The organism is Micromonospora sp. WMMD754, from assembly GCF_049315235.1.
In the GTDB taxonomy this organism is placed as follows: domain Bacteria; phylum Actinomycetota; class Actinomycetes; order Mycobacteriales; family Micromonosporaceae; genus Micromonospora; species Micromonospora sediminicola.
On record NZ_CP186058.1, the window covers coordinates 5,758,767 to 5,780,451 of the forward strand.

The following is a 21,685-nucleotide window of genomic DNA, read 5'->3' on the forward strand; positions in this document are numbered from 1 at the left end:
GCATCAATGCGGATGGATGGGGCGGCTTCGTCGGGAAGCGTTGACGATGCATCCATCGCCATGGTTTCTTCGGCTGCAAACCTTTGCAGTCGATCGCCGGGGAGGCCGACGTCATGTCACCACCGGCCCGGGAACGGGTCCGTCACGCCCTGGTCGGCGCCGGGGCGCGCGCCGAGATGTTCGTCCGCGCGCTCGCGCTCGACCACGCCGACACCGCCGAGCTGGTCGCGCTCGCCGACGTCAACCGGACCCGGATGGACGCGCACAACCGCTGGCTGGCCGAGCTGGGCCACCCGCCGGTGCCCACGTACGACGCCGCCGACGTCGCCGCCATGCTGGCCAGGGAGCGGGTCGACGTGGTGCTGGTGACGAGCGTCGACGTCACCCACGACGAGTACGTGACGACGGCCCTGCGCGCCGGCTGTGACGTGGTCGTGGAGAAGCCGATGACCGTCGACGCAGAGCGGTGCCGGCGCATCCTGGACGCGGTCGCCGAGACCGGCCGGCACGTCACCGTTGCCTTCAACTACCGCTACAACCCGCTGCACGAGCAGGTCCGGCGGGTGCTCGCCGACGGCGCGGTCGGCGAGATCGGGTCGGTGCACTTCGAGTGGCTCCTCGACGTGCGCCACGGCGCCGACTACTTCCGCCGCTGGCACCGCGACAAGGCCACCTCCGGCGGCCTGCTGGTGCACAAGTCCGGCCACCACTTCGACCTGGTCAACTGGTGGCTGGACGCCCGCCCGGTCGAGGTGCACGCGTACGGCCGGCTGTTCTTCTACGGCGCGGACGGCCGCCGGCACGGCTACGCCCGCGACTACGACCGGGCGCACGGCTCCCCCGCCGCCGAGGGCGACCCGTTCGCGCTGCGGCTGGCCGAGCACCCGAGACTGCGCGAGCTGTACCTGGACGCCGAGGCCGAGGACGGCTACCACCGCGACCGCAACGTCTTCGCCCCCGGCGTGACCATCGAGGACGACCTGGCGGTGCTGGCCCGCTACGACACCGGCGCGACCATGACCTACCACCTCACCGCGTACGCCCCCTGGGAGGGCTACCGGGTGATGGTCAACGGCAGCCGGGGCCGCCTCGAACTGGAGGTGACCGAGAGCGACCACGTCAGCCCCGGCGGGGCGTCGGCGCTCAAGGGCGCCGCGCTGCACGGCGACGAGGCCGCCGTGGAACGCGGCGCCGCCCGGCTCACGCTGCGGCCGTTCTGGGCGCCCCCGGTGGAGATACCGGTGGACGGCTGGACCCGACGCGGGCACGGCGGCGCGGACGCCCGGATGACCCGGGTGCTGCTCGGCGGCGAAACCGACCCGCTCGGCCGGGCCGCCACCGCCCGGGACGGGGCGCTCGCCCTGCTCACCGGCCTGGCCGCGAACCGCTCGCTGGAGACCGGCGCGCCCGTCCGGGTCGCCGACCTGCTCACCCTCCCCTGACCGAGGAGCCCGACCCCGTGCCGATCATCTCCCCCAGCGACCTGCTCCTGCCCGCCGAGCCCGGCCGACGCGCGCTGGCCCGCGAGCTGTACACGCTCGCCGCCGAGCAGCCGATCATCTCCCCGCACGGGCACGTCGACCCGGCGCTGCTGGCCGAGGACCACCCGTTCCCCGACCCGGCCCGGCTGCTCGTCGTGCCCGACCACTACCTGACCCGGATGCTGCTCAGCCAGGGCGTGCCCCCGGCCGACCTGGGCGTGCCCAGCGTCGACGGCAGCCCGGTGGAGACCGACGGGCGGACCATCTGGCGGCGCTTCGCCGCGCACTGGCACCTGTTCCGGGGCACCCCGTCGCGGCTGTGGCTGGAGCAGACGTTCCGGGACGTGTTCGGCGTGACCACCCCGCTGGCCCCGGCCACCGCCGACGCGGTCTACGACGAACTGGCGACCCGGCTGACCGAGCCGGAGTTCCGGCCCCGGGCGCTGTTCGAGCGCTTCGGCATCGAGGTGCTGGCCACCACCGAGTCGCCCCTGGACGACCTGGGCCGCCACGCCAAGCTCGCCGCCGACGGGTGGGGCGGGCCGGGCGGGCGGGTGGTCACCACGTTCCGCCCGGACGACGTGGTGGACATGGAGTTCGACAACTGGTCGGCCAACGTGGACCGGCTCGCCGAGGTCTCCGGGGAGGACACCGGCACGTACGCCGGATACCTGGCGGCGCTGCGGGCCCGGCGGGAGGCGTTCGCCGCCGCCGGTGCCACCTCGTCCGACCACGGCCACCCGACCGCCCGTACCCTCGATCTGGGTCCGGCGGAGGCGGCAGCGCTCTACGACCGGGGTCGGCGCGGGCTGGCCGACGCCGCCGACGCGGAGGCGTTCCGGGCCCACATGCTGCTGGAGTTCGCCCGGATGTCGCTCGACGACGGGCTGGTGATGCAGCTGCACCCGGGCGCGGTGCGCAACCACAACCGCTGGCTGCACGCCCGGCACGGCCGCGACGTGGGCGGCGACGTGCCGCAGGCCACCGACTACGTGCACGGCCTCGCCCCGCTGCTGGACGCGCACGGCAACGACCCCCGGCTCACGGTGGTGCTCTACACGCTCGACGAGGACACGTTCACCCGGGAACTCGCCCCCCTCGCCGGCGGGTACGCGGCGCTGCGCCTCGGCGCGCCCTGGTGGTTCCTCGACTCGCCGGAGGTGCTGCGCCGGTTCCGCGAGGCGGTCACCGAGACCGCCGGCTTCTACAACACCGCCGGGTTCGTCGACGACACCCGCGCGTTCTGCTCCATCCCGGTACGCCACGACGTGGCCCGCCGGGTCGACGCCGGTTTCCTCGCCCGCCTCGTCGCCGAGCACCGGCTGGACGCCGACGAGGCCGCCGAGACCATCGTCGACCTGGCCTACCGGCTGCCGAAGCAGGTCTTCAAGTTCGGAGGTGGGCGTTCATGACCACGATCGTCGACGTCGAGGTGCACGACGTGCGCTTCCCCACCGCCGCCGGCGGTGACGGCTCGGACGCGATCAACCGGGGCGACTACTCGGCCACGTACGTGGAGCTGACCACCGACGGCGGGCCGACCGGCGCCGGGTTCACGTTCACCAACGGCCGGGGCAACGAGATCACCTGCGCGGCGGTGCGGGCCCTGGCGCACCACGTGCGCGGGCGCACCGTGGCCGAGATCGCCGCCGAGCCGGTCGCGTTCTGGCGCTCGCTCACCGCCGACGTGCAGCTGCGCTGGCTCGGCCCGGAGAAGGGCGTGATCCACATGGCCACCGGCGCGCTGGTCAACGCGGTCTGGGACCTGCGCGCCAAGCTGGCCGGCAAGCCGATGTGGCGGTTCCTGGCCGAAACGCCCACCGACGAGCTGGTGGCCACCGTCGACTTCCACCACATCACCGACGCGCTCACCCCGGACGAGGCGGCGGCCATCCTCGACAAGGGACGCGACGGCATGGCCGACCGGCTGGCCGGGCTGGAGGCCGACGGGTTCCCCTCGTACACCACGTCGGTGGGCTGGCTCGGCTACCCCGACGAGCGGGTACGCGCGTTGACCCGCGAGGCGTACGCGGCGGGCTGGCGCGCGGTGAAGATGAAGGTCGGCGGACGGCTCGAGGACGACCTGCGGCGGGCCCGGCTGATCCGGTCCGAGATCGGCCCGGACGCGTTGCTGATGATGGACGCCAACCAGGTCTGGGACGTGGACGAGGCGATCGCCGCGATGGCGGTGCTGGTCGAGGTCGACCCCTACTGGATCGAGGAGCCGACGCACGCCGACGACGTGCTGGGGCACGCCCGGATCGCCCGCGCGGTGACCGAGCTGTCCGGCGGCCGGTGCCGGGTCGCCACCGGCGAGGTCGCGGCCAACCGGGTCGTCTTCAAGCAGCTGCTCCAGGCCGAGGCGATCGGCGTGATGCAGGTCGACGCGTGCCGCGTCGGCGGCGTGGACGAGGTGCTCGCCGAGCTGCTGCTGGCGGCGAAGTTCGGGGTGCCGGTCTGCCCGCACGCCGGCGGGGTCGGCCTCTGCGAGTACGTGCAGCACCTCGCGGTCTTCGACCACCTGCGGGTGAGCACCGGGCTGGACGGCCGGATGGTCGAGTACGTCGACCACCTGCACGAGCACTTCGTCGACCCGGTGCGCACCCGGGGCGGGCGCTACCTGCTGCCCACCGCACCCGGCTACAGCGCCACCATGCGGCCGGAGTCGATCGCGCGGTTCCGCTTCCCGGACGGCCCGGCATGGCGCTGACCGCCGACCGGCTCGGCCTGGCCACGCTGCGCCACCTGCCACCGGAGTCCCGGCCGCTGCTGCGCCCCGGCACCGTGCCGGCCGGCATCGTCCACCTCGGGCTCGGCGCGTTCCACCGCGCCCACCAGGCGGTGCACACCGAGGCGGCGGTCGGGGCGGCCGGCGGCGACTGGGGCATCATCGGGGTCGCGCCGCGCAGCACCGACGTGGTCGAGGCGCTGGCCGCGCAGGACGCGCTGTTCAGCGTCACGACGCTCGCCGCCGAAGGCCCGACGACCCGGGTGGTCGGCGCGCTGGCCGGCGTCCGGCACGCCGCCTCCGACCCGGACGCGGTGGTCCGGCTGCTCGCCGACCCGGCGATCCGGGTGGTCACGCTGACCGTGACCGAGAAGGCGTACCGGCTCGACCCGGTGACCGCGGCGCTGACCGTCGACCCGGAGCTGACCGCCGACCTCACCACGGACCGGCCACCCCGTACGGTGCCCGGCCTGCTGGTGCGCGGACTGCTCGCCCGGGCCGCCGCCGACGCCGGGCCGGTCGCGCTGGTCAGCTGCGACAACCTGCCCGCGAACGGCCGCCGGCTGCGCGGGCTGGTGGAGCAGTGCCTGGTGCTGGCCCGGGTGTCCGACGCGACCGCCGATCGGGTGCTGGCGGCGGTGACCTGCCCCGGCACGATGGTCGACCGGATCGTGCCGGCCAGCACCGAGGCGACCCGGGACACCGCGCGGCGGGCGCTCGGCGTGACCGACCTGGCGGCGGTGGCGGCCGAGCCGTGGTCGCAGTGGGTGATCGAGGACGACTTCCCGGGCGGCCGACCGGCCTGGGAGCGGTCCGGGGCGGTGCTCACCGACGACGCCGGCCCGTGGGAGCGGCTGAAGCTGCGGGCGCTCAACGGTGTGCACTCCGCCACCGCCTACCTGGGCGCGCTGGCCGGCGCGGAGACGGTGGCCGAGGCGCTGGCGCTGCCGCACCTGGACGGGGTGCTGCGCCGACTGGTCGTCGAGGAGGTCGCCCCGAGCTTCGCACCCCCGCCCGGCGTCGACGTGACCGCCTACGGCGAACAGGTGCTCGCCCGCTTCGGCAACCCGGCGATCCGGCACCGCACCCTCCAGGTCGCCATGGACGGCTCGCAGAAGCTGCCGCAGCGGGTTCTGCACACCGTGGCCGACCTGCGGGCGGCCGGCCGGTCGGCGCGGTGGAGCGCGCTGGTGGTGGCCGCGTGGCTGCGGTTCCTGCTCGGGTACGCCGACGACGGCCGGCCGCTGCCGCTGGACGACCCGCTCGCCGGCCGGCTGCGCGCCGCGCTGGCCGCCGGCCGGCACACCCCGGCCGGGGTGGTGGACGCCGTCTTCGCGGTCCGCGAGGTGTTCCCGGCCGACCTGGCCGCCGACGACGAGGTGCGCGCCGACGTCACCGGCTGGCTGACCGCGCTGGAGCGGCACGGCGTCCGCGCCACGCTGGCGGGCGCCCGGTGACCGGCGGCGGGCCGCCCCGGGTGGCGCTGGTCGGCGCGAACGGGCACGGCCGGTGGCACCGCCGGATGATCGCGGAGCTGGAAGCGGCCGGGCGGCTGCGCCTGGTCGCGCTCGTCGACGTGCGCCCGCCGGCCGTCGAACCGGACGCGCCGGTCCCGCCGCGGGCGGCCGTCCTCACCGACCACCGGGCGATGCTCGCCACGACCCGGCCGGACGTGGTGGTGGTCTGCACGCCGCCGCACACCCACCTGCCGATCGCGCGGGACGCGCTCGACGCCGGCGCGGACCTGCTGCTGGAGAAGCCGCCGGTGCTCGACCTGGCCGAGCACCGCACGCTGCTGACCGCGTCCGCCGGGCGGGCCGTGCAGGTCAACTTCCAGGCCCTCGGCTCGGCGGCGCTGACCGAGCTGACCGACGCGCTGGCCGCCGGGCGGCTCGGCCCGGTCCACCGCATCGCCACCGTGGCGGCGTGGCAGCGCCCGGACGGCTACTACGCCCGCTCCCGCTGGGCCGGCCGGCGCTCCCTGGACGGCGCACCGGCGCTCGACGGCGCGCTGGCCAACCCGCTCGCGCACGCGCTCATGCAGTGCCTGGCCGTCGCCGAGGCGGTGACCGGCGCGCCGGCGCGCCCGGCCCGCGTCGAGGTGGAGCGCTACCGGGTCCGCCCGATCGAGGTGGACGACACCGCCGTGCTGCGACTGACCCCGCACGCCGGGCCACCGGTGCTGGCCGCGCTCACCCTCGCCGCCGAGGCGTACCTCGCCGGCGACGTGCTGGTCGAGGGCGGGCGGGGGCGGGCGGTGCTGGAGTACCCGACCGACCGGCTGCGGCTGCCCGGCGACCCCACCGCCCGTGCGGTGCCCGGCCGGCGAGGGCTGCTGGCGAACCTGCTGGACCACCGGGCGACGGGTGCGCCGCTGATCGCGCCGCTGGCGCGTACCGAGCCGTTCACCGCCGTGCTGGACGCGCTGCGGGACGCACCCGTTCCGACGCTGCTCGGCGGCGACCTGGTCCGGACGGTCGGCGACGGTCCTGAGCGGGTCCGGGTGATCCGGGGCGTCGAGGCGGTGCTGCGCACGGCCGCGGAGACCGGCGCGCTGCCCTCCGAGACGGGAGTCCCGTGGGCGGTCCGGCCGTACGTGGTGGATCTGCCGTGAACACCGTCGAGAGAACGGAACCAGTGATGCGAACCCGAACCGCAGCCGCCGCGCTCCTCGCCGCGGCGCTCACGATCACCGTCCCCGCGCCGGCGCCGGCCGCGCCCGCCGGGCTGTCCCGCGCCGCCGAGCTGCTCGGTCGCCAGACGCTCCCGGCGAACGACGGCTGGGCCGCCGAGGGCGCCGGCACCACCGGCGGCGCGGCCGCCACCCCGGACCGGGTACGCGTCGTGCGCACCCGCGCCGAGCTGATCGCCGCCCTCGGCGGCGACAACGCCACCAACGCCGTCGACGCCACCCCCAAGATCGTGTACGTGGCCGGCACCGTCGACGGCTTCGAGGGACCCGACGGCACGACGCTCGACTGCGCCGACCTGGCCGACCCGGAGTACTCGCTGCCGGCGTACCTGGCCGCGTACGACCCGGCGGTCTGGGGCCGGGTGGACCCGAGCGGCCCGCTGGAGGCGGCCCGGGTGCGGTCGGTGGCCGCCCAGACCCGGCAGACGCAGATCAACGTGGGCTCGAACACCACGATCATCGGGCTGCGCGGCGCCCGGCTGACCGGGCTGACCCTGATGATCGACCGGGTCTCCAACGTCATCGTGCGCAACCTGGAGCTGGCCGACGCCCGGGACTGCTTCCCCGCCTGGTCCCCCACCGACGGCGACGCCGGCAACTGGAACTCCCAGTACGACCAGATCTCGGTGCGGCGCAGCGAGCACGTGTGGGTCGACCACAACACGTTCACCGACGGCGACAACCCGGACCGCGGCCAGCCCGTCCACTTCGGCCGGCCCTACCAGGTGCACGACGGCTCGCTCGACGTCACGCACACCGCCAGCCTGGTCACCGCCTCCTGGAACCGGTTCGTCGGCCGGGACAAGCTGATGCTGATCGGTTCCTCGAACACGGTCGGCCCGGACGTCGGGCGGCTCAAGGTCACCGTGCGTCACAACCTCTTCGACGGCGACCTGCAACGACTGCCCCGGGTGCGGTTCGGCCAGGTGGACGTGCACGAGAACCACTACCGGCTCGGCGGGCCGGACTTCGCGTACGCCCTCGGCGTCGGCGTGCAGTCCGCCATCCACGCGGAGAACAACTTCTTCACCCTCGCCGACGACGTCGACCCGGCCGACCTGCTGTACGACTGGGGCGGCACCGCGCTCAGCGAGCGGGGCAGCTGGGTGCGGCAGGGCGAGCGCCGGCCCCGACCGGTGGACCTGCGCGCCGCGTACAACGCCGAGCACGACCCCGACCTCGGCGGCGACGCCGGCTGGACACCCACCCTGCGGGCCGCCCCGCCGCTGCCGACGCCGCTGGTCCCGCTGGTCGTCGGCGCCTGGTCCGGCGCCGGTCGACTGCCGCTCTGAGCCGCCCGCTGATCCCCGCACCGACCGGGCCGGCGTCTCCCCCGGGGCGCGCCGGCCCGGCGCCGTTCCCGGAGGGGTCGGCTGACATGCGGGCCCGGATGCGCGATGATCACCTTTGCGGATCGTCCGCCGGAGGATTGATTCGGCGGCGATCGGGGACAACAGGGTGAGAATCGGGCGGTGAGAGCGCGAGTGGGTGCCCAGGCCCGGCGGCGGGCGCGGGACGGAGGGCCGGACGTGGCGGGTGGGACAACCGGCGGGACCGGCCGGCTCCTCACCATCGACCTGCCGGCCGACCCCGGACGGCTCGCACCCACGCGGGAACGGCTGCGTGCCTGGTTGCAGGCCCAGGGCGTCGGCGAGTGGGACGTCGAGACGGTCCTGATCGCCACCGGGGAAGCCTGCGCCAACGCCATCGAGCACGGCTACCGCTTCGCCCCCGAGGGGATCACCACGCTGCGGGTGGAACTGCACGACGACCGGTTGGAGATCGAGGTACGCGACCACGGCGGCTGGCGGCCGACCGACGGCGACGACGGCAGCGACCGGGGCCGGGGGCGGCTGATCATGTCCCGGGTGATGGACGAGGCGACCATCGTCGGCACGCCGGAGGGCACCTGCGTACGCCTGGTCAAGCACCTCACCGGTCGATGATCCCGCCTCGCGTCGGCCAGCCGACGGCACCGGCTAGCGAAGATCAGCTATAAGGGACGCATGGAGTTCCCCGCGTACCTCGCCACGATGCCGATGCACGCGATCACCGAGATCCACGGTGAGCCCGGTCTGCTGGCCCGCTTCCGGCTGGAGATCGAGGCGTTCGACGAGGCCGCCCGCGACCGGCTGACCGAGGCTCTCGACCTCGCCGCCGACCTGCACCGCGACGACCGGCGGGTCCGCGAGCCGTACCTCAACCACCTGCTCCGGGTGGCGATCCGGATGATGCACCACTACCAGGTGCGCGACGTCGACGTGATCGTCGCGGGGCTGCTGCACGACGCCGTGGAGGACCACCCGACCGAGCTGGCCGGTGCCGCGGCGGGCGATCCGACGGCGGCGGCACTGGCCACGCTCGCCGCCCGGTTCGGCCCGCGGGTGGCGCGGCTCGTCGCGGCGGTGACCAACCCGGCGTACGACCCGGGTCGGGATCGGCACGCGCAGTACCGGGAGCACGTGGCGGCCAGTCTCGACCGCGAGCCCTGGGCGCGGGTGATCAAGGTGTCGGACTTCACCGACAACGGCGTGGGCGTGATCCACACGGTCGGGCCCAAGGTGGCGACCTCGGCCGCCAAGTACCGGCCGCTGGTGCCGGTCTTCCGCGATCTGATCGCCCGGCCGGACACGCCGCTTTCGGCGCCGGTCAAGCGGCACATCTTCGCCCAGCTCGACCTCGCCGAGGAGCGGTTCAGCGCCATCCTCGACCAGCCGAACTGACCCGGCACCGCCGCACGGCAACGCGCTGCTGGGGAGGACGGACACCGCACGAAGACGGCACTCCGGGCCGAGCACTCACTGTCCGTAGCCTCGCAGCTGGACACACTCATCGAGAACGATATACCGCTGAGTCATAATTATGACTCAGCGGTATATCGACTGAAAGTCGGCCCATTCTCCCGGAGGGCTCTGGGGTGCGGGGCGACGGTCACCCGCAGGCGCGACCATGCCGCCCTCTCAGCTCCACCGAGCAGCCCCTCGGGCCGGTTCGGCAGCGGGCTGTGGCCGCAGTAGAACCAGGCATCGCCTCCGGACGCTGAGCCGGACCGGACCCCGGCCGCGGACGGTGGCGCAGCGGACGGCGTCGGCCGAGGCGGTCAGGTCGCGTCGGAGGGCGGGGCGCCGACGTGGCCGCCCAGGGCGGCGGCGATCCGGGCACGCAGGGCGGGCAGCCGGTCCGGCTGCTCACGCAACACCACCCGCAGCGTCTCGTGGCCACCGGCGGCGACCGCGCCGAGGACGTCGAGCAACGTGCCGAGCTGGGCGGGTGGCTCGTCGGCGAGCAGGTTCGCCGCGCCCGTGACGACCAGGGTGAGCGGCCCGGTGTCGAGCCGGTCGGCCAACGCGTCGGCGAGGGCGTCCCAGTTGTGGCCGTACCAGGAGGGCAGCGCCAGGGCGTCGGCGAGCGTCTCGTGCAGGGCCGCCCGGGTCCGGGTGGCCGGGCCGGGGACCGGCACGCCGGCCGGCGCGGACGCCGCCTGGCCGTCCAGGGTGAGCCAGGCCGGCGGCTGCGGGGGCGCGACACCCATGGGTCAGTCCTTTCCGGAGCCGGCGCCGGCCGGGAGGGCCGGCGCCGACGGAGCTCAGAGCCGGTAGAAGTTGGCGTAGTGGTCGGGCGAGAACCAGGTCGCCCCGGTGCTCTTGTTGACCACGATCCGGTACGCGTCGCGGGAGGCGTTGCAGGCGCGCGGGTAGACGTCGTACTCGTAGTAGGTGGCGTTGGCGGGCAGCTGCCCCTCGTAGTTGTAGAACCGGCCGCCGGCGAAGTTGCACCGGCCGCCGCTCCACGAGTACCAGCCCCGGCTGGTCGGGAAGCTCTTCGCCGACCAGCCGGAGCGGGCGGTGCGGGCGTCGGCGCAGCGGGACAGCGTGCACGAGCTGTAAACGGCGGCCCGGGCCGGCTCGGCCAGCCGGGTGGAGACGGTGGACGGGGCGACGAGCGTGGCGGCGGCCACGGCGGTGACCAGGGCGGACGCGGCCAGGGCCCGGCGGACGCGGGTGGCGACGGCGCGGAACGGGGTCAAGGGATCCTCCTTGAGCGAGCCGACGGGACATCGACCGACGTCGTTTGACGGTCGGCGCTCAGTCTGCCGAGGATCCTGCCCGGCGTACAGTCCCGGTCCGGCGTCCACGCCCCGAATCGCTGGTGAACACACGATGGCGGGTGCGGACGGAGACCGTCCGCACCCGCCGCGTGGTCAGCGCGCGAACGCCTGGAACTCGGCGATCCGCACGTTCTGCGCCTGCGGGCTGGCCGTGGCGCAGTCGGTCGCCGCCCGGGGGTCGGCGTCCTGCTCACCGGCGTAGTCCGGCGCGCCGGTGCACTGGTTGGTCAGCACCTCGACCCGCAGGTGGGTGGCCTTGGTGCGCGGGATGTCGAACGACCGCAGGATCAGCTCCGGCGCCCGGGGGCGCGGCGCCACGGCCGGGAAGGCGTCCGGCCGGCTGGTCCAGACCGGCCGGAAGTCGGCCGCGTCGGCGCAGGTCACCGACCCCTTCGCGGTACACGCCAGGACCCGGAACTGGCGCAGCGCCGAGTACCGGTTCTGGGTGCCGGCGTCCGGGTCACCGGCGACCGGCGGGCGCAGCATCGCGCTGACCTGCACCCGGCGTACCTGCTGGAGGCCGCCGGCCAGGTCCACGGTGACCTGCCGGCCGGCGACCGGCGCGCCGAGCGACGCCCAGTTGGTGGCCTCGTCGTCGTCGGCGATCTGCGGCAGGTTGATCCCGTCGCCGCCGACCGTCGCGCCGGCGGTGACCGAGGCCAGGTTGGGCCGCAGCGGCACCGCCAGAGTGCGGGTCTTGCCGGCCTTGACCGTCACCGGGCCGATCCGGGTGTGCCCGTACCCGGGCGCCCGGACCACGAACTCGTAGGTGCCGGGGACCAGGTCCACCCGGTCGGTCAGCGGGGTGGCCGCGTCGGTGTCCGCGACCGGCACCGCACGCGCCTGGTAGCGCCCGACGAACAGTTGCGCGCCGGCCACCGGCCCGCGCTCGCCGATCGGCAGGAACCGCAGCGACCCCTCGCGGGCGTACGGCGAGGTGAAGCCCGGCGTGGGGTCGGGGTCGGTGTGGCCGACGCTGGCCGCGGTCTCGCCGAGGCCGCGCGTGGCGAAGGCGTTCCAGAGCAGGTCCTGGTTGTCCCCGCCGAAGCGGATCCGGTCGGCGGCGAGCATCGCGTCCCGGGCGTCGACCATGCTGACCTGGCTGACCGCCATCAGCAGGAACGAGTCGAAGACGAGCTGGATCCAGCGCCGGTTGCCCGGGCAGGCGGTCACCTCGCGCGCCCCGGTCGCGCAGGCCTTCTGCACTGCCGGCGTGCCGCTGCCCCAGCGGCGCATCATGGCCGCCCGGATGTCGGTGTTGGTGGCGCTCCACAACTCGCCGGAGGCGTGCACCTGGAGGCCGACGAGGTCGTAGTCGACCGCGCCGTAGTTGAGCGGGCTGGCGCTCATGTTGTAGTTGCGGATGCCCGCGTTCGGGTCTCCGGTGGTGTACTCGCCGATGGTGAAACCGCGCCGGCCGGGTGCGGCGTACCCGTGCTCGTAGAGGTATTCCATGGCGAGCTGGTCCGACCAGCTCTCGCTCATGCCCTGCGGCGAGCTGACGCCGGCGCTCGGGCCGGCGATCATGCGGTTGGTGACCGCGTGGCCGTACTCGTGGGCGATCACCGACATGTCGAAGTCGCCGTCGACGCAGGGCGCGTAGAACGCCCCGGCGATGGGCTGCCACAGGTACATGTTGGTGGTCGGCGCGACGCCGTCCGGCGGCGTGATCTGGTTGGCGTTGTTACGCGCCGCGAACGTCGGCGGGCCGCCGCTGACACCGCCGGCCTGGGCGTTGCCCTGCTCGGCGTCGCCGCCGAGGCCACCCCGGCCGAGGTTGTCCTGCTGGAGGTTCCAGGTCTCCTCGGTGAAGCCCAGGTGGTAGGTCCAGTCGTGCATCCGGTTGTGCATGGCGAACAGGTTGGCCCGGGCCGCGTCGATGTCGTTGGCCTGCGGCGTGGTGAACACCTCCGGGTCGCAGCGCCGCTCCTGCCACTGGTTGGTCCACGGGTACGCGTAGACCCGGTCCGGCCGGGGCGTGGCGGTCTCGGTGCCGACGCTGAACGGGTCGTTGCTGAACCAGTTCTGCACCGCGATCGCGTTGTTGCCCTTGGTCGTCGTGGTGGACGCCCCGGTCGCCGGGTCCACGTCCCACGCCGGGTGCCCCGGCACGCCCACCACCTCGCGGCAGCCGGGGGCCGGCGTGGCGCACCAGCGCACCCGGGTGTCGACCGAGGACCGGTCGACACGCGGCGAGTTCGGGAAGACGTCCCAGGACGGGTGGTCCGCGTCGTGGTCGATCAGGTCCTCGCGGACCAGCACGGCGCCGTCGCGGGCGTCCACGTAGGTGGAGTAGGCGGCCGGGTCCGCGCCGGTGGTGTCCGCGCCGAGCACCACCTCCCACGCCGCGCGCGGCCCCCGGTCCGCGGTGGGCACCGCGACCAGCGAGGTACGCATCACCCGCGCGTCGGCACGGCCGGCATCGGCGATCGCGACCCGCCGGGCCTGCTCGGCGTCGATCGTGGCCGCCGCCGGTGTCCCGGCGTCGCGGGCCAGCGAGGAGCTGACGTGCCACACCGACCCGTCGCGTACGCCGATCGCCAGCATGCCGTCGACGGCGGCCGGCAGGTCCCCGAAGCGCTGCCGGAACAGCACGGTCGCGCCCTGCCCCATCGGCGCGACGGTCAGCTGCTCCAGGCCGGCGGCGCCCTCGGCGGTCAGCCCGAGCACGTCCCGGTTCGCCGTCACGTAGGCGCGGGCGGCGGCCGCCGGGTCGGCCGGCAGGCCGGTGGCGAGCGGCTTGCCGGTCGAGGTGAGCGTGGCCGGCGTACCGAAGTCGGTCCAGCGGACCCGGGCGCCCAGCGCGGCGGCCCGATCCCGCTGCCGCTCGGTGGCGGCGACCCGGCCCTTCCGGTTGTCCTTGGCCTTGGTGTCGTGCCGGTCCCCCGGCAGGTGGTCGGGTGAGGCCTGGGTGGCGGTCTCCTCCCGGGGTGCCGCCTGGCCGCCGGCTGCGGCGGTCAGGACCATGCCGGCTGCCATGAGCAGCGCGGTGGTCCCCGTCAACGCACGGGATGGTGTGCGCACGGTCCCTCCTGTCATCGTCGAACGGCGATGTCCGTTGCGCCATCCGATCAGGACGATCGACGCACCGACACCAGCCGAACATCCATTAATGACAGTCTGTCTATGGCTGCCCCGAGCCCGCCGCTCTCCGGTCCGCCGGGCGTCGCCGCGCGATCGTCACCGGCTCCGCCCCACTGGATCCCGGGAGCAGCTGCCTCACCTGCGCCACCGAGCCCCCGCGGACGCCGAGGCTCCGCCGGGCCGCGTGGTAGAACCGGTCGCGCCCCACGTCGGCCCGATGGATCATCCCGGGCACGTCGGACGGCGGGCGGGGCAGGCCACGCGCCGCCGACTCGATGTCGCGGACCGCGTGCCGCCACTCGGCGGCGGCCTCGACGGTGGCCTCGTCACCGAGCAGGAGCACCGCCTCCCAGGCCAGCGTGTGCCGCACGTCCGCCTCGGCCAGCCGGGCCAGCCCCTCGGCCCGGTCGAGCGCCGGCCGTCGCGCCTCCGGACGATGCTCACCGAGCATCTGGGTGGCGACGGCGTGGATCTCCTTGACCGCTTTCGTCAGCTCCACGTACGCGTCGAGACGCCGCTCGTCCCAGCGGACGGTCTGACTCCGCCGCCACCGGGTCCGTTCGTTGAGGCTCGTGACGAGCATCGTGCCCGCCGTACCGACCAGGACGCCGAGCAGCGCGGGCAGTTGCGTCGCCAGGTTCCCCCACACGCTCACCTGCCCCGTCCTCCCACACGGTCACGCTATCCCGAACCCGAGGGCTCGCCGCTCACCTGTGGACAACGCGCGACGGCTCCTTCTACGGCGGAGGCGGTTCAGGCCGCCTTGAAAACGGTGTCCAGGTGCCATTCGAGAAACTCGGCGCCGGGCCGGTCGACCCGCCGCTCCGGGAGTTCGATGACCGAGCCGGCCTTGGCGTAGAACTGGTCCCCGTTGCCGAACTCGCTGCGCAGCCGCGGGCTGACCAACAACCGATACTTCGGATCGACGCCCAGGTATCCCCGATCGAAGAGGATGTGCACGTCCGACTTGAGGAGCATGCCGTTGTCGATCCGGTGCTCGCCGCCCGCCGGCAGGGGACGGATGTGGGCCGCCTGGAGGACCGGCTGGACCTTGTTCCCGGTGATCGCGCAACGCCGGCCGTAGGCGCCCAGGACCACGGCCTTGAAGGACTGCTGACCCAGGCGTTGTGGCGTGAGCCGCGGATCGCCATAGACCGGGCCGGGGCGGTGCCACGGCTCGCGCGGGTCGAACTCCACGACACCGCCCAACAGACGGTGCAGCAGCAGGTCGAAATAGTCGGCCGCTACCGGATCCGCCAGGTCGTACGTCTTTCCCTGCACCACGTTCGGCGCGAAGGCCGGCGGCGGATCGGCGAAGGAGTCGTCGGGAAAGAAGACGCTGTCCCGCACGAAGATGCAACCGATGGAGGGGTCCTCCGCCGGCGCGATCGGCTCACGCCGGTAGCCGCCGACCACCCGGCGCATCTCGTCGAGGCTCGCGACGCCGTTGGCTTCGCCGAAGAGTTCCCACGCCTCGGAGATCGTCAACCGCTCGAAGCCACTGAAGAAGCCACCACCGATGACCCGGTTGAGCGGATAGTGCGCCTTGAAGAAGAAGGGCTCTCCAGGCGTCAACGCACGGAACGCGCCGCCGGAGGGCCGCCAGAAGTTGACCTCGGTCAGGTCGGGCCGGGCCGCCAGAAACCGATGCCATTTCGCGTCGGTCACGCCGACGAAGGCCTTCACATCGGACAGCCTGCACCAGACCGGATCTTGCCGCTACCTCCGACCGGGTCGCAGATCCGACCGGCCCGTCAGGGCGTGGTCAGGAACCCGGTCACTGCGCGACGGAAGCCCTGCGGATCCTCGACCCACGGCAGGTGGCCGGCCCCGACCAGGGTCACCCGCTCGGCGTTCGGCAACGCCCGGTGCAGTGAGTCGACGCCCCAGCGGGGACGGATGTCCTCGGTGCCGTCGACAATCAGCACCGGCACCTCCAGCATTCGACACCGCGCGGTCACGTCGGATTCGCTCAGCTCCCGCTTCACCTCGGCACCGAGAGCCCGGTTGCACTCTGCGTTCACCCCCAGCCACGGCGTGGCCATGTCGTCGGCATGACGCAGCGCGGTGTCGGGGACGGCGAAGTCGGCCGACCATTGCAGGACCGCCCGTTCGCGTTCCTCGGCCGGGGTGCCGGCACGGGTGCCGAGCGCCTCCCACCGGGACAGGTGCGCACCGAGCCGCCGTCGCAGGTTCCGTTCGTAGTGCGGGTGCCAGCCGCGGTCAGAGTCGATGCCGGTTCCCGAGACGTAGATCAGGTGACTGACCCGCTCGGGGTGGTCGAGCGCGTACCGCAGCGCCAGGTGGGCACCCCACGAGTGGCCCAGCAGGGCCGTTCGCGGCCCGGCCAGGTGCTCGCGTACCGCGTCGAGGTCGGCGACGAAACGGTCGACCGTGTAGGGCCCGCGCCGCTCGGAGCGTCCGCACCCACGCTGGTCCCACCGGATGACGCGGGCATGGTCGTCGACCAGCCGGGCGACCTGACCGAGGTAGTCCCAGACGCCTGGACCACCGTGGCACAGCACCAGCGGCGACCCGGTGCCGGCTTGGTCGACCCACAGGCGACAACCGTCATCGGTACGCACCTCCGCAGTCATCGCGACAGTATGGCGACTCGTGTGCCGGCCGGCGGGGCCTGCGACGCGACGGTCGACGTGGCAGGTCTGGCGGATGAGCGCCGAGGAGATTCCGCTCCGGTCGCAGCCCCAGCGCGGTCCACGCCCGCGCGGCGACCCGCCACCGTCGGCCCCTGTTGTTAGCGTTGAACGCGGACCGCCGTGCGCGCCGGTCCGCACACCCCTCACCTGCCCGACCCACGCCGTCAGCTGGACGGCTGCCGCCTGGTGAGAGGGGGTGCGATGACCGGAGAGCCGGAGGATCCCGGCTCGCGGCCGATACCCGGCGTACCCGTCGCCGGCTGGCGACGGCGCTGGGCCGACCGGACCCGCGCCCTGGGCGGCGCGGCCCGTTCGCGGACCCGCCGGTTCTGGGCCGGCGCGCAGCCCACGCTGCGGCAACTGTGGTGGACCGAGGAGCCGGCGACGCCGGTGACCACCGTCGACCGGCGCTTCCCGGAGCCGCTGGTGGTGCCGGCGCAGGGCCAGGTCTACGTGTTCCTGGTGCGCGCCACGTTCACCTGGTCGTCGGAGACCGCGCGCCCGGAGCTGTTCGGCTGGTACGTCGACTACTTCCAGCCGCAGGCGACGCAGCGGTTGCTCCGGCTGGCGGTGCGGTGCTCGGTGGAGGTACCGCCGCACCGCCCGCGCGAGCTGCACGCCGCGCTGGCGGCGGCGCTGGCCGAGGACGACCCGCCCCCGTGGACGTACGCGCGGGGCGAGGTGGCGTTCACCTGCGAGCCGGACGTGACGGTGCACCTGGACGAGCGGGTCCGCCGGCTGCTCCAGCCGTACTGGGAACAGCGCATCGCGCTGGAGTGCGAGCGGGACCTGGCCCGCCGGCGCACCGAGTACGCGCGGGAGCGCGATCGGCGCGACCCGGCTCGTCCGGGTTCGCCGGGCGGGAAGCCGGACGGGGCGCCGGGACGGTCGACGCAGGGACCCGGGCCGGCGCGGCGCGGGCCACCGCCGGACGCGTCGGTGGAGCAGTTCACGCCGCTGGAACCGCTGCTGCCCCCGCCCGCCCCGCGCCCGGCTCCGGGCCAACGACCACGCCCGCATCCGCCGGACCATCCGAGCCCACCCGCGCCGTGACGCGTCGGCCCGCACCGCCGATGACGGAGACCCCCGTCGCTCGTCGCCCGTCGGCGGCTCGGCGAGGTGGCGGCATCGCCGGGTGACTGATACCGCCACCTAGGCGAAGTGGCGAGGCGGGCGGCGATCGAAGCGGCGAGGCAGGGGGCGGGGCCGGCGGGCCGGGCGTCAGCTCTGGGTGGCCGGTTCGGGGCGGGTGCGGCGGGCGCGCAGGTAGGCGGCGAGCCCGTCGTCCTCCTCGGTGGCCAGGAACACGCCGCGCGCGTTGAGCAGCGTCTCGTCGGCGTGGGCCAGGCAGCCCCAGACCGTGTCGCCCCAGGAGTCGGCGAGCTTCACCTCGGCCGGCTCGTCGCACGTCTCGCCGCGCGGGTCGCCGATGTGGCAGCGGGCCGGTGCGCCGCCACGGCGGGCGGCCGCCTCGGCGGCCTCGCGGATCAGCGAGAACCGGGCCTCGGCGCCGCCGTGCGGGACGCGGGTCTGGGCGGGCAGCACCCGCTGCTGGCCGAAGAGGACGGTGTTGCCGTCCGGGTCGACGGTGCGGCATTCGCCACCGGGCGCGTGCTCGGGCCGGCCGGCCGCCTCGACCGGGTGCCCGGCCGCGACCAGGCGGTCGGTCGTGGCGGCGAGGTCGTCGACGTAGAGGTAGACGATCAGCGGCAGCTCGACCGTGACCAGGCGAGGGGTGACCTCGGCCAGCAGCAGGGTCAGGTCGCCGCAGCGCAGGTACGACCAGCGGGAGTCCCCGTCGCCCCCGGTGCGCTGTTCGGTGTAGCCGAACAGCGCGTAGAACCGCCGGGCGGCGTCGGCGTCGCCGACGTACAGCACCGGCACCTGGGCCTGGACTCCGTTGCGCACCGCGCCACTCTACCCATCAACGATGCCGAAATCACGTCTTGTGGATCAGGTGTTCAGCCGACCAGGGTGGCGTAGCGGCCGCGCTGGTCCAGGAGCGTGTCGTGGGTGCCGGACTCGACGATCCGGCCGTGGTCGAGCACCGCGATCCGGTCGGCGTCGCGGACCGTGGACAGCCGGTGCGCGATGGTCACCACGGTCCGGCCCCGGGTCAGCTCGTCGAGGGCCCGCTGCACCGCGCGCTCGGTCTCGGTGTCCAGCGCGCTGGTCGCCTCGTCGAGCACCAGGATCCGCGGGTCGCGCAGCAGCGTCCGGGCGATGGCCAGGCGCTGCTGCTCGCCGCCGGAGAACCGGTGGCCGCGCGAGCCGACCATGGTGTCGTAGCCGTCGGGCAGCGCGGCGATCAGGTCGTGGATGCGCGCGGCGCGCGCGGCGGCCTCGATGTCGGCGTCGGTGGCGTCGGGCCGGGCGTACCGGAGGTTGTCGCGGACGGTGCCGTGCAGCAGGTAGGTCTCCTGGCTGACCACGCCCACGACGGCGGCCAGGTCGGCCAGGCGCAGGTCGCGCAGGTCGGTCCCGTCGATGGTGATCCGGCCGGCGTCCGGGTCGTGCAGCCGGCTGACCAGCGCGGCGAGGGTGCTCTTGCCGGAGCCGGTCTCGCCGACCAGGGCCAGGCTGGTGCCGGCGGGCACGTCCAGGCTGACCCCGGCGAGGGCGGCGGTGTCGCTGCCCGGGTAGCTGAATGTCACGTCCTCGACGCGCAGGTGGCCGCGGACCGTGGCCGGGTCCAGCGGCACCGGGCGGGCCGGCTCGGCGACCTCGACGGGCAGGTCGAGGTATTCGAAGATGCGGGCGAACAGCGCGAGGGAGGCGGTGAGCGTGACGCCCACGTTGAGCAGGCCCATCAGCGGCCGGAACAGGTTGCCCTGCAGCGCGGTGAAGGCGACCAGGGTGCCGATGGTGAGCGTGCCGGCGGTGCCGGGCAGGCCGGCGCCCAGGTAGATCACGGCGGGGATGGCCGCGAAGACGACGGTCATGGCGGCCATCCGCCAGCGGCCGGCCAGCTCGGAGCGCAGTTCCAGGTCGACCAGGCGGGCCGAGGAGGCGGTGAACCGGTCGACCAGGGCCGTGCCGGTGCCGAGGGTCTTGGCCAGGCGTACGCCGCTGACCGACAGCCCCTCCTCGATGGTCACGGTGAGGTCGGCCAGCTCCCGCTGGCGTTGGGCGGTGATCTCCCGGCGCAGCCGGGCGACCCGGCGGGTGAGCCACAGCGCGGGCGGCAGCACGACTGCCGAGACGAGGGTGAGCCGCCAGCTCAGCGCCAGCATGGCGATGGTGGTGGCGACGACGGTGGTGAGGTTGGCGGCGATCGAGGTGGCGGTGGAGGTGACCACGGCCTGCATGCCGCCGATGTCGTTGGTGATGCGCGACTGCACCTCGCCGGTGCGGGTGCGCACGAAGAAGCCGATCGACTGCCGCTGGAGGTGGGCGAAGACGTCGGTGCGCAGCCGGTGCATGACCTCCTGACCGACGCGGGTGGAGATCCAGGTCTGGGCGACGCCGAGCACGGCGGTGACCGCGGCGACCGCGACCATGCCGGCGACCAGCCAGGCCAGCAGCGTGAGGTCGCGGTCGGGCAGCGCCCGGTCGATGACGGTTCGCAGCAGGAACGGCGAGGCCATCGCGATGACCGAGGACGCCACGATGATCGCCACCACGGCGGCGAGCGGGCGGCGGTGGGCGGTGAAGAGGCCGCCGATGCGGCGCAGCGAGACGTCGCGGGCCTGGGCCTTCTCGGCGGCGGACACGGTTCGGCCGGCTCCGCGGCCTTCGGGGATGCGATCCAAGGGGTGCTCCTCTGGTCCGGCGATAGTGCTGAGGTTACCTCATCATGAGGGAACAACAGGAGTTGCTGTTACCGTATTCCCGTGACCGGCACCGACGAGGAGAGCCTGGCCGAGACGTTCTGGGCGGTGGCCCGGCGACTGCGCCACCAGACCAAGGGCGCGCTGGAGCCCTGGGAGATCAGCCCCGGGCAGGCGCGGGCGCTCGGTGTCCTGCTGCGGCACGGCGCGTTGCGGCCCGGGGCGCTCGCCGAGCACCTGCGCATCGCGCCCCGTTCCGCCACCGAGGTGATCGACGGACTCCAGGAGCGGGGGCTGGTCGAGCGACGCCCCGACCCGGGCGACCGGCGGGCCACGCTGGTCGCGCCGACCGCCGAGGGCGACCGGGTCGGCGCCGCGATCCGGGCGGCCCGGGCCACCGAGGCGGAGCGCTTCTTCGGCGCGCTCGACCCGGACGACCGGGCGGAGCTGGCCCGGATCCTGCGCCGGCTGCGCGAGGAGTAGACCGCCGGGTCAGCCGCGGCCCGCGGTGAGCAGCGCGCGCAGCGTACGGGCCATGGCGGCGCGGGCGGCCTCGACGTCGAGCCCCATCGCGTCGCGCATCATCGACCAGGCGGCCCAGGTGCACGCCACCGTCACCGCGTCCAGCAACTGCCCCCGGCCCCGCCCGGCGTGCGCCAGCTCGGCGCCGAACACCACCTCGATCTCCTGCCGGACCCGGGCGATGGCCGCCTCCCGGTTGCGCCGCAGCTGCGGCGAGAACGGCTCCCGCAGCGCCGACGCGCGCGCCGACGGCGCCAGCACCTCCAGCATCCGGGCCCGCTGGCCGGTGAACTCGGCGATGCGGGTGTTCAGCGGCAGCCCCGGCGCGACCGGCCGCCAGATCGCCGCCTGCCGCTCGCCGATGCGCCGCCCGGTGGCCGCGAACAGCGTCTCCATGTCCTTGAAGTTGGTCCAGAGGGTGCGCAGCGACACCCCGGCCCGCTCGGCGATGCGCTCCCCGGTGGGTCGCAGGTCGCCGGCGTCGATCAGCGCCAGGTGCGCCTCGACGATCGCGGCCCGGGTCCGTTCCGCCCGCGCCGCCCGGCCGTCCACCCGGGCCGGCGGGTCGGTATCCACCTCGATCATGGGACGGCTCCCCCGTTCTCGACCGACGGCGGCCACTCTACGGGCGCGCCACCGGGCG

General features: G+C 74.4%; 19 protein-coding genes. 10 read left to right on the forward strand and 9 right to left on the reverse strand.

What is annotated here, in order from left to right:
• The first annotated feature begins 113 nt into the window (after positions 1-113).
• The 8 genes from ACN27B_RS27100 to ACN27B_RS27135 all read left to right on the forward strand — a co-directional run bounded on the left by ACN27B_RS27100 (position 114) and on the right by ACN27B_RS27135 (position 9,624).
• Positions 114-1,442 (forward strand): Gfo/Idh/MocA family protein, encoded by a 1,329-nt coding sequence (locus tag ACN27B_RS27100; RefSeq protein WP_099164549.1) that lies wholly within the window; start codon positions 114-116, stop codon positions 1,440-1,442.
• A 17-nt stretch (positions 1,443-1,459) separates the two neighbouring features.
• A complete protein-coding gene (gene uxaC / locus ACN27B_RS27105) occupies positions 1,460-2,893 on the forward strand; it encodes a glucuronate isomerase (RefSeq protein ID WP_422741920.1) in 1,434 nt (477 codons plus the stop codon).
• Positions 2,890-4,191 carry an enolase C-terminal domain-like protein gene (locus ACN27B_RS27110; protein ID WP_422741922.1) on the forward strand — a complete coding sequence of 434 codons (1,302 nt, stop codon included), beginning with the start codon at positions 2,890-2,892 and terminating at the stop codon, positions 4,189-4,191. Before uxaC ends, ACN27B_RS27110 begins: the two co-directional genes overlap by 4 nt.
• Positions 4,182-5,666 (forward strand): mannitol dehydrogenase family protein, encoded by a 1,485-nt coding sequence (locus ACN27B_RS27115; protein ID WP_422741924.1) that lies wholly within the window; start codon positions 4,182-4,184, stop codon positions 5,664-5,666. The genes ACN27B_RS27110 and ACN27B_RS27115 overlap by 10 nt, the downstream gene beginning before the upstream one ends.
• Positions 5,663-6,823 (forward strand): Gfo/Idh/MocA family protein, encoded by a 1,161-nt coding sequence (locus ACN27B_RS27120; protein ID WP_422741926.1) that lies wholly within the window; start codon positions 5,663-5,665, stop codon positions 6,821-6,823. The genes ACN27B_RS27115 and ACN27B_RS27120 overlap by 4 nt, the downstream gene beginning before the upstream one ends.
• A gap of 26 nt (positions 6,824-6,849) precedes the next feature.
• Positions 6,850-8,193: a pectate lyase family protein gene (locus tag ACN27B_RS27125; RefSeq protein ID WP_422741928.1), complete on the forward strand. Its 1,344-nt coding sequence runs from the start codon at positions 6,850-6,852 to the stop codon at positions 8,191-8,193.
• 237 nt (positions 8,194-8,430) lie between these two features.
• The gene (locus ACN27B_RS27130) at positions 8,431-8,847 is read left to right on the forward strand and encodes an ATP-binding protein (RefSeq protein ID WP_422741930.1); all 417 of its coding nucleotides are present in this window, start codon (positions 8,431-8,433) and stop codon (positions 8,845-8,847) included.
• 60 nt (positions 8,848-8,907) lie between these two features.
• Positions 8,908-9,624, forward strand: a complete 717-nt coding sequence (locus ACN27B_RS27135; protein ID WP_355518307.1) for an HD domain-containing protein — start codon at positions 8,908-8,910, stop codon at positions 9,622-9,624.
• Positions 9,625-10,001: 377 nt separating this feature from the next.
• On the opposite strand, the gene ACN27B_RS27140 is transcribed toward ACN27B_RS27135, so the two are convergent.
• From ACN27B_RS27140 to ACN27B_RS27165, 6 genes are all read right to left on the reverse strand, one after another.
• Complete coding sequence (locus ACN27B_RS27140; protein WP_099160668.1) at positions 10,002-10,433, reverse strand: barstar family protein; 432 nt, start codon at positions 10,431-10,433, stop codon at positions 10,002-10,004.
• Between the two features lie 54 nt (positions 10,434-10,487).
• Positions 10,488-10,928, reverse strand: coding sequence for a ribonuclease domain-containing protein (locus tag ACN27B_RS27145; protein WP_422741933.1), 441 nt, complete (start codon positions 10,926-10,928; stop codon positions 10,488-10,490).
• A gap of 174 nt (positions 10,929-11,102) precedes the next feature.
• A complete protein-coding gene (locus tag ACN27B_RS27150) occupies positions 11,103-14,012 on the reverse strand; it encodes a M36 family metallopeptidase (protein WP_422741935.1) in 2,910 nt (969 codons plus the stop codon).
• 121 nt (positions 14,013-14,133) lie between these two features.
• Positions 14,134-14,748: a hypothetical protein gene (locus ACN27B_RS27155; RefSeq protein ID WP_253866364.1), complete on the reverse strand. Its 615-nt coding sequence runs from the start codon at positions 14,746-14,748 to the stop codon at positions 14,134-14,136.
• 98 nt (positions 14,749-14,846) lie between these two features.
• Entirely contained in the window at positions 14,847-15,779 is a 933-nt protein-coding gene (locus tag ACN27B_RS27160; RefSeq protein WP_422741937.1) for an HNH endonuclease, read from the reverse strand.
• Between the two features lie 68 nt (positions 15,780-15,847).
• Positions 15,848-16,690, reverse strand: a complete 843-nt coding sequence (locus tag ACN27B_RS27165) for an alpha/beta fold hydrolase (protein WP_099160664.1) — start codon at positions 16,688-16,690, stop codon at positions 15,848-15,850.
• Between the two features lie 261 nt (positions 16,691-16,951).
• Here ACN27B_RS27165 and ACN27B_RS27170 point away from each other — a divergent pair, with 261 nt between their 5' ends.
• Positions 16,952-17,803 carry a hypothetical protein gene (locus tag ACN27B_RS27170; RefSeq protein ID WP_099160663.1) on the forward strand — a complete coding sequence of 284 codons (852 nt, stop codon included), beginning with the start codon at positions 16,952-16,954 and terminating at the stop codon, positions 17,801-17,803.
• A 168-nt stretch (positions 17,804-17,971) separates the two neighbouring features.
• On the opposite strand, the gene ACN27B_RS27175 is transcribed toward ACN27B_RS27170, so the two are convergent.
• Both ACN27B_RS27175 and ACN27B_RS27180 read right to left on the reverse strand, forming a co-directional pair.
• Complete coding sequence (locus tag ACN27B_RS27175; protein WP_099160662.1) at positions 17,972-18,658, reverse strand: VOC family protein; 687 nt, start codon at positions 18,656-18,658, stop codon at positions 17,972-17,974.
• Positions 18,659-18,711: 53 nt separating this feature from the next.
• Positions 18,712-20,463: an ABC transporter ATP-binding protein gene (locus ACN27B_RS27180; RefSeq protein ID WP_253866362.1), complete on the reverse strand. Its 1,752-nt coding sequence runs from the start codon at positions 20,461-20,463 to the stop codon at positions 18,712-18,714.
• A 120-nt stretch (positions 20,464-20,583) separates the two neighbouring features.
• On the opposite strand from ACN27B_RS27180, the gene ACN27B_RS27185 reads away from it, so the two are divergent.
• Positions 20,584-21,003, forward strand: a complete 420-nt coding sequence (locus tag ACN27B_RS27185) for a MarR family winged helix-turn-helix transcriptional regulator (protein ID WP_099160660.1) — start codon at positions 20,584-20,586, stop codon at positions 21,001-21,003.
• 9 nt (positions 21,004-21,012) lie between these two features.
• Here the strand turns inward: ACN27B_RS27185 and ACN27B_RS27190 are convergent, their stop codons facing one another.
• Positions 21,013-21,627 carry a TetR family transcriptional regulator gene (locus ACN27B_RS27190; protein ID WP_099160659.1) on the reverse strand — a complete coding sequence of 205 codons (615 nt, stop codon included), beginning with the start codon at positions 21,625-21,627 and terminating at the stop codon, positions 21,013-21,015.
• Positions 21,628-21,685 lie beyond the last annotated feature (58 nt).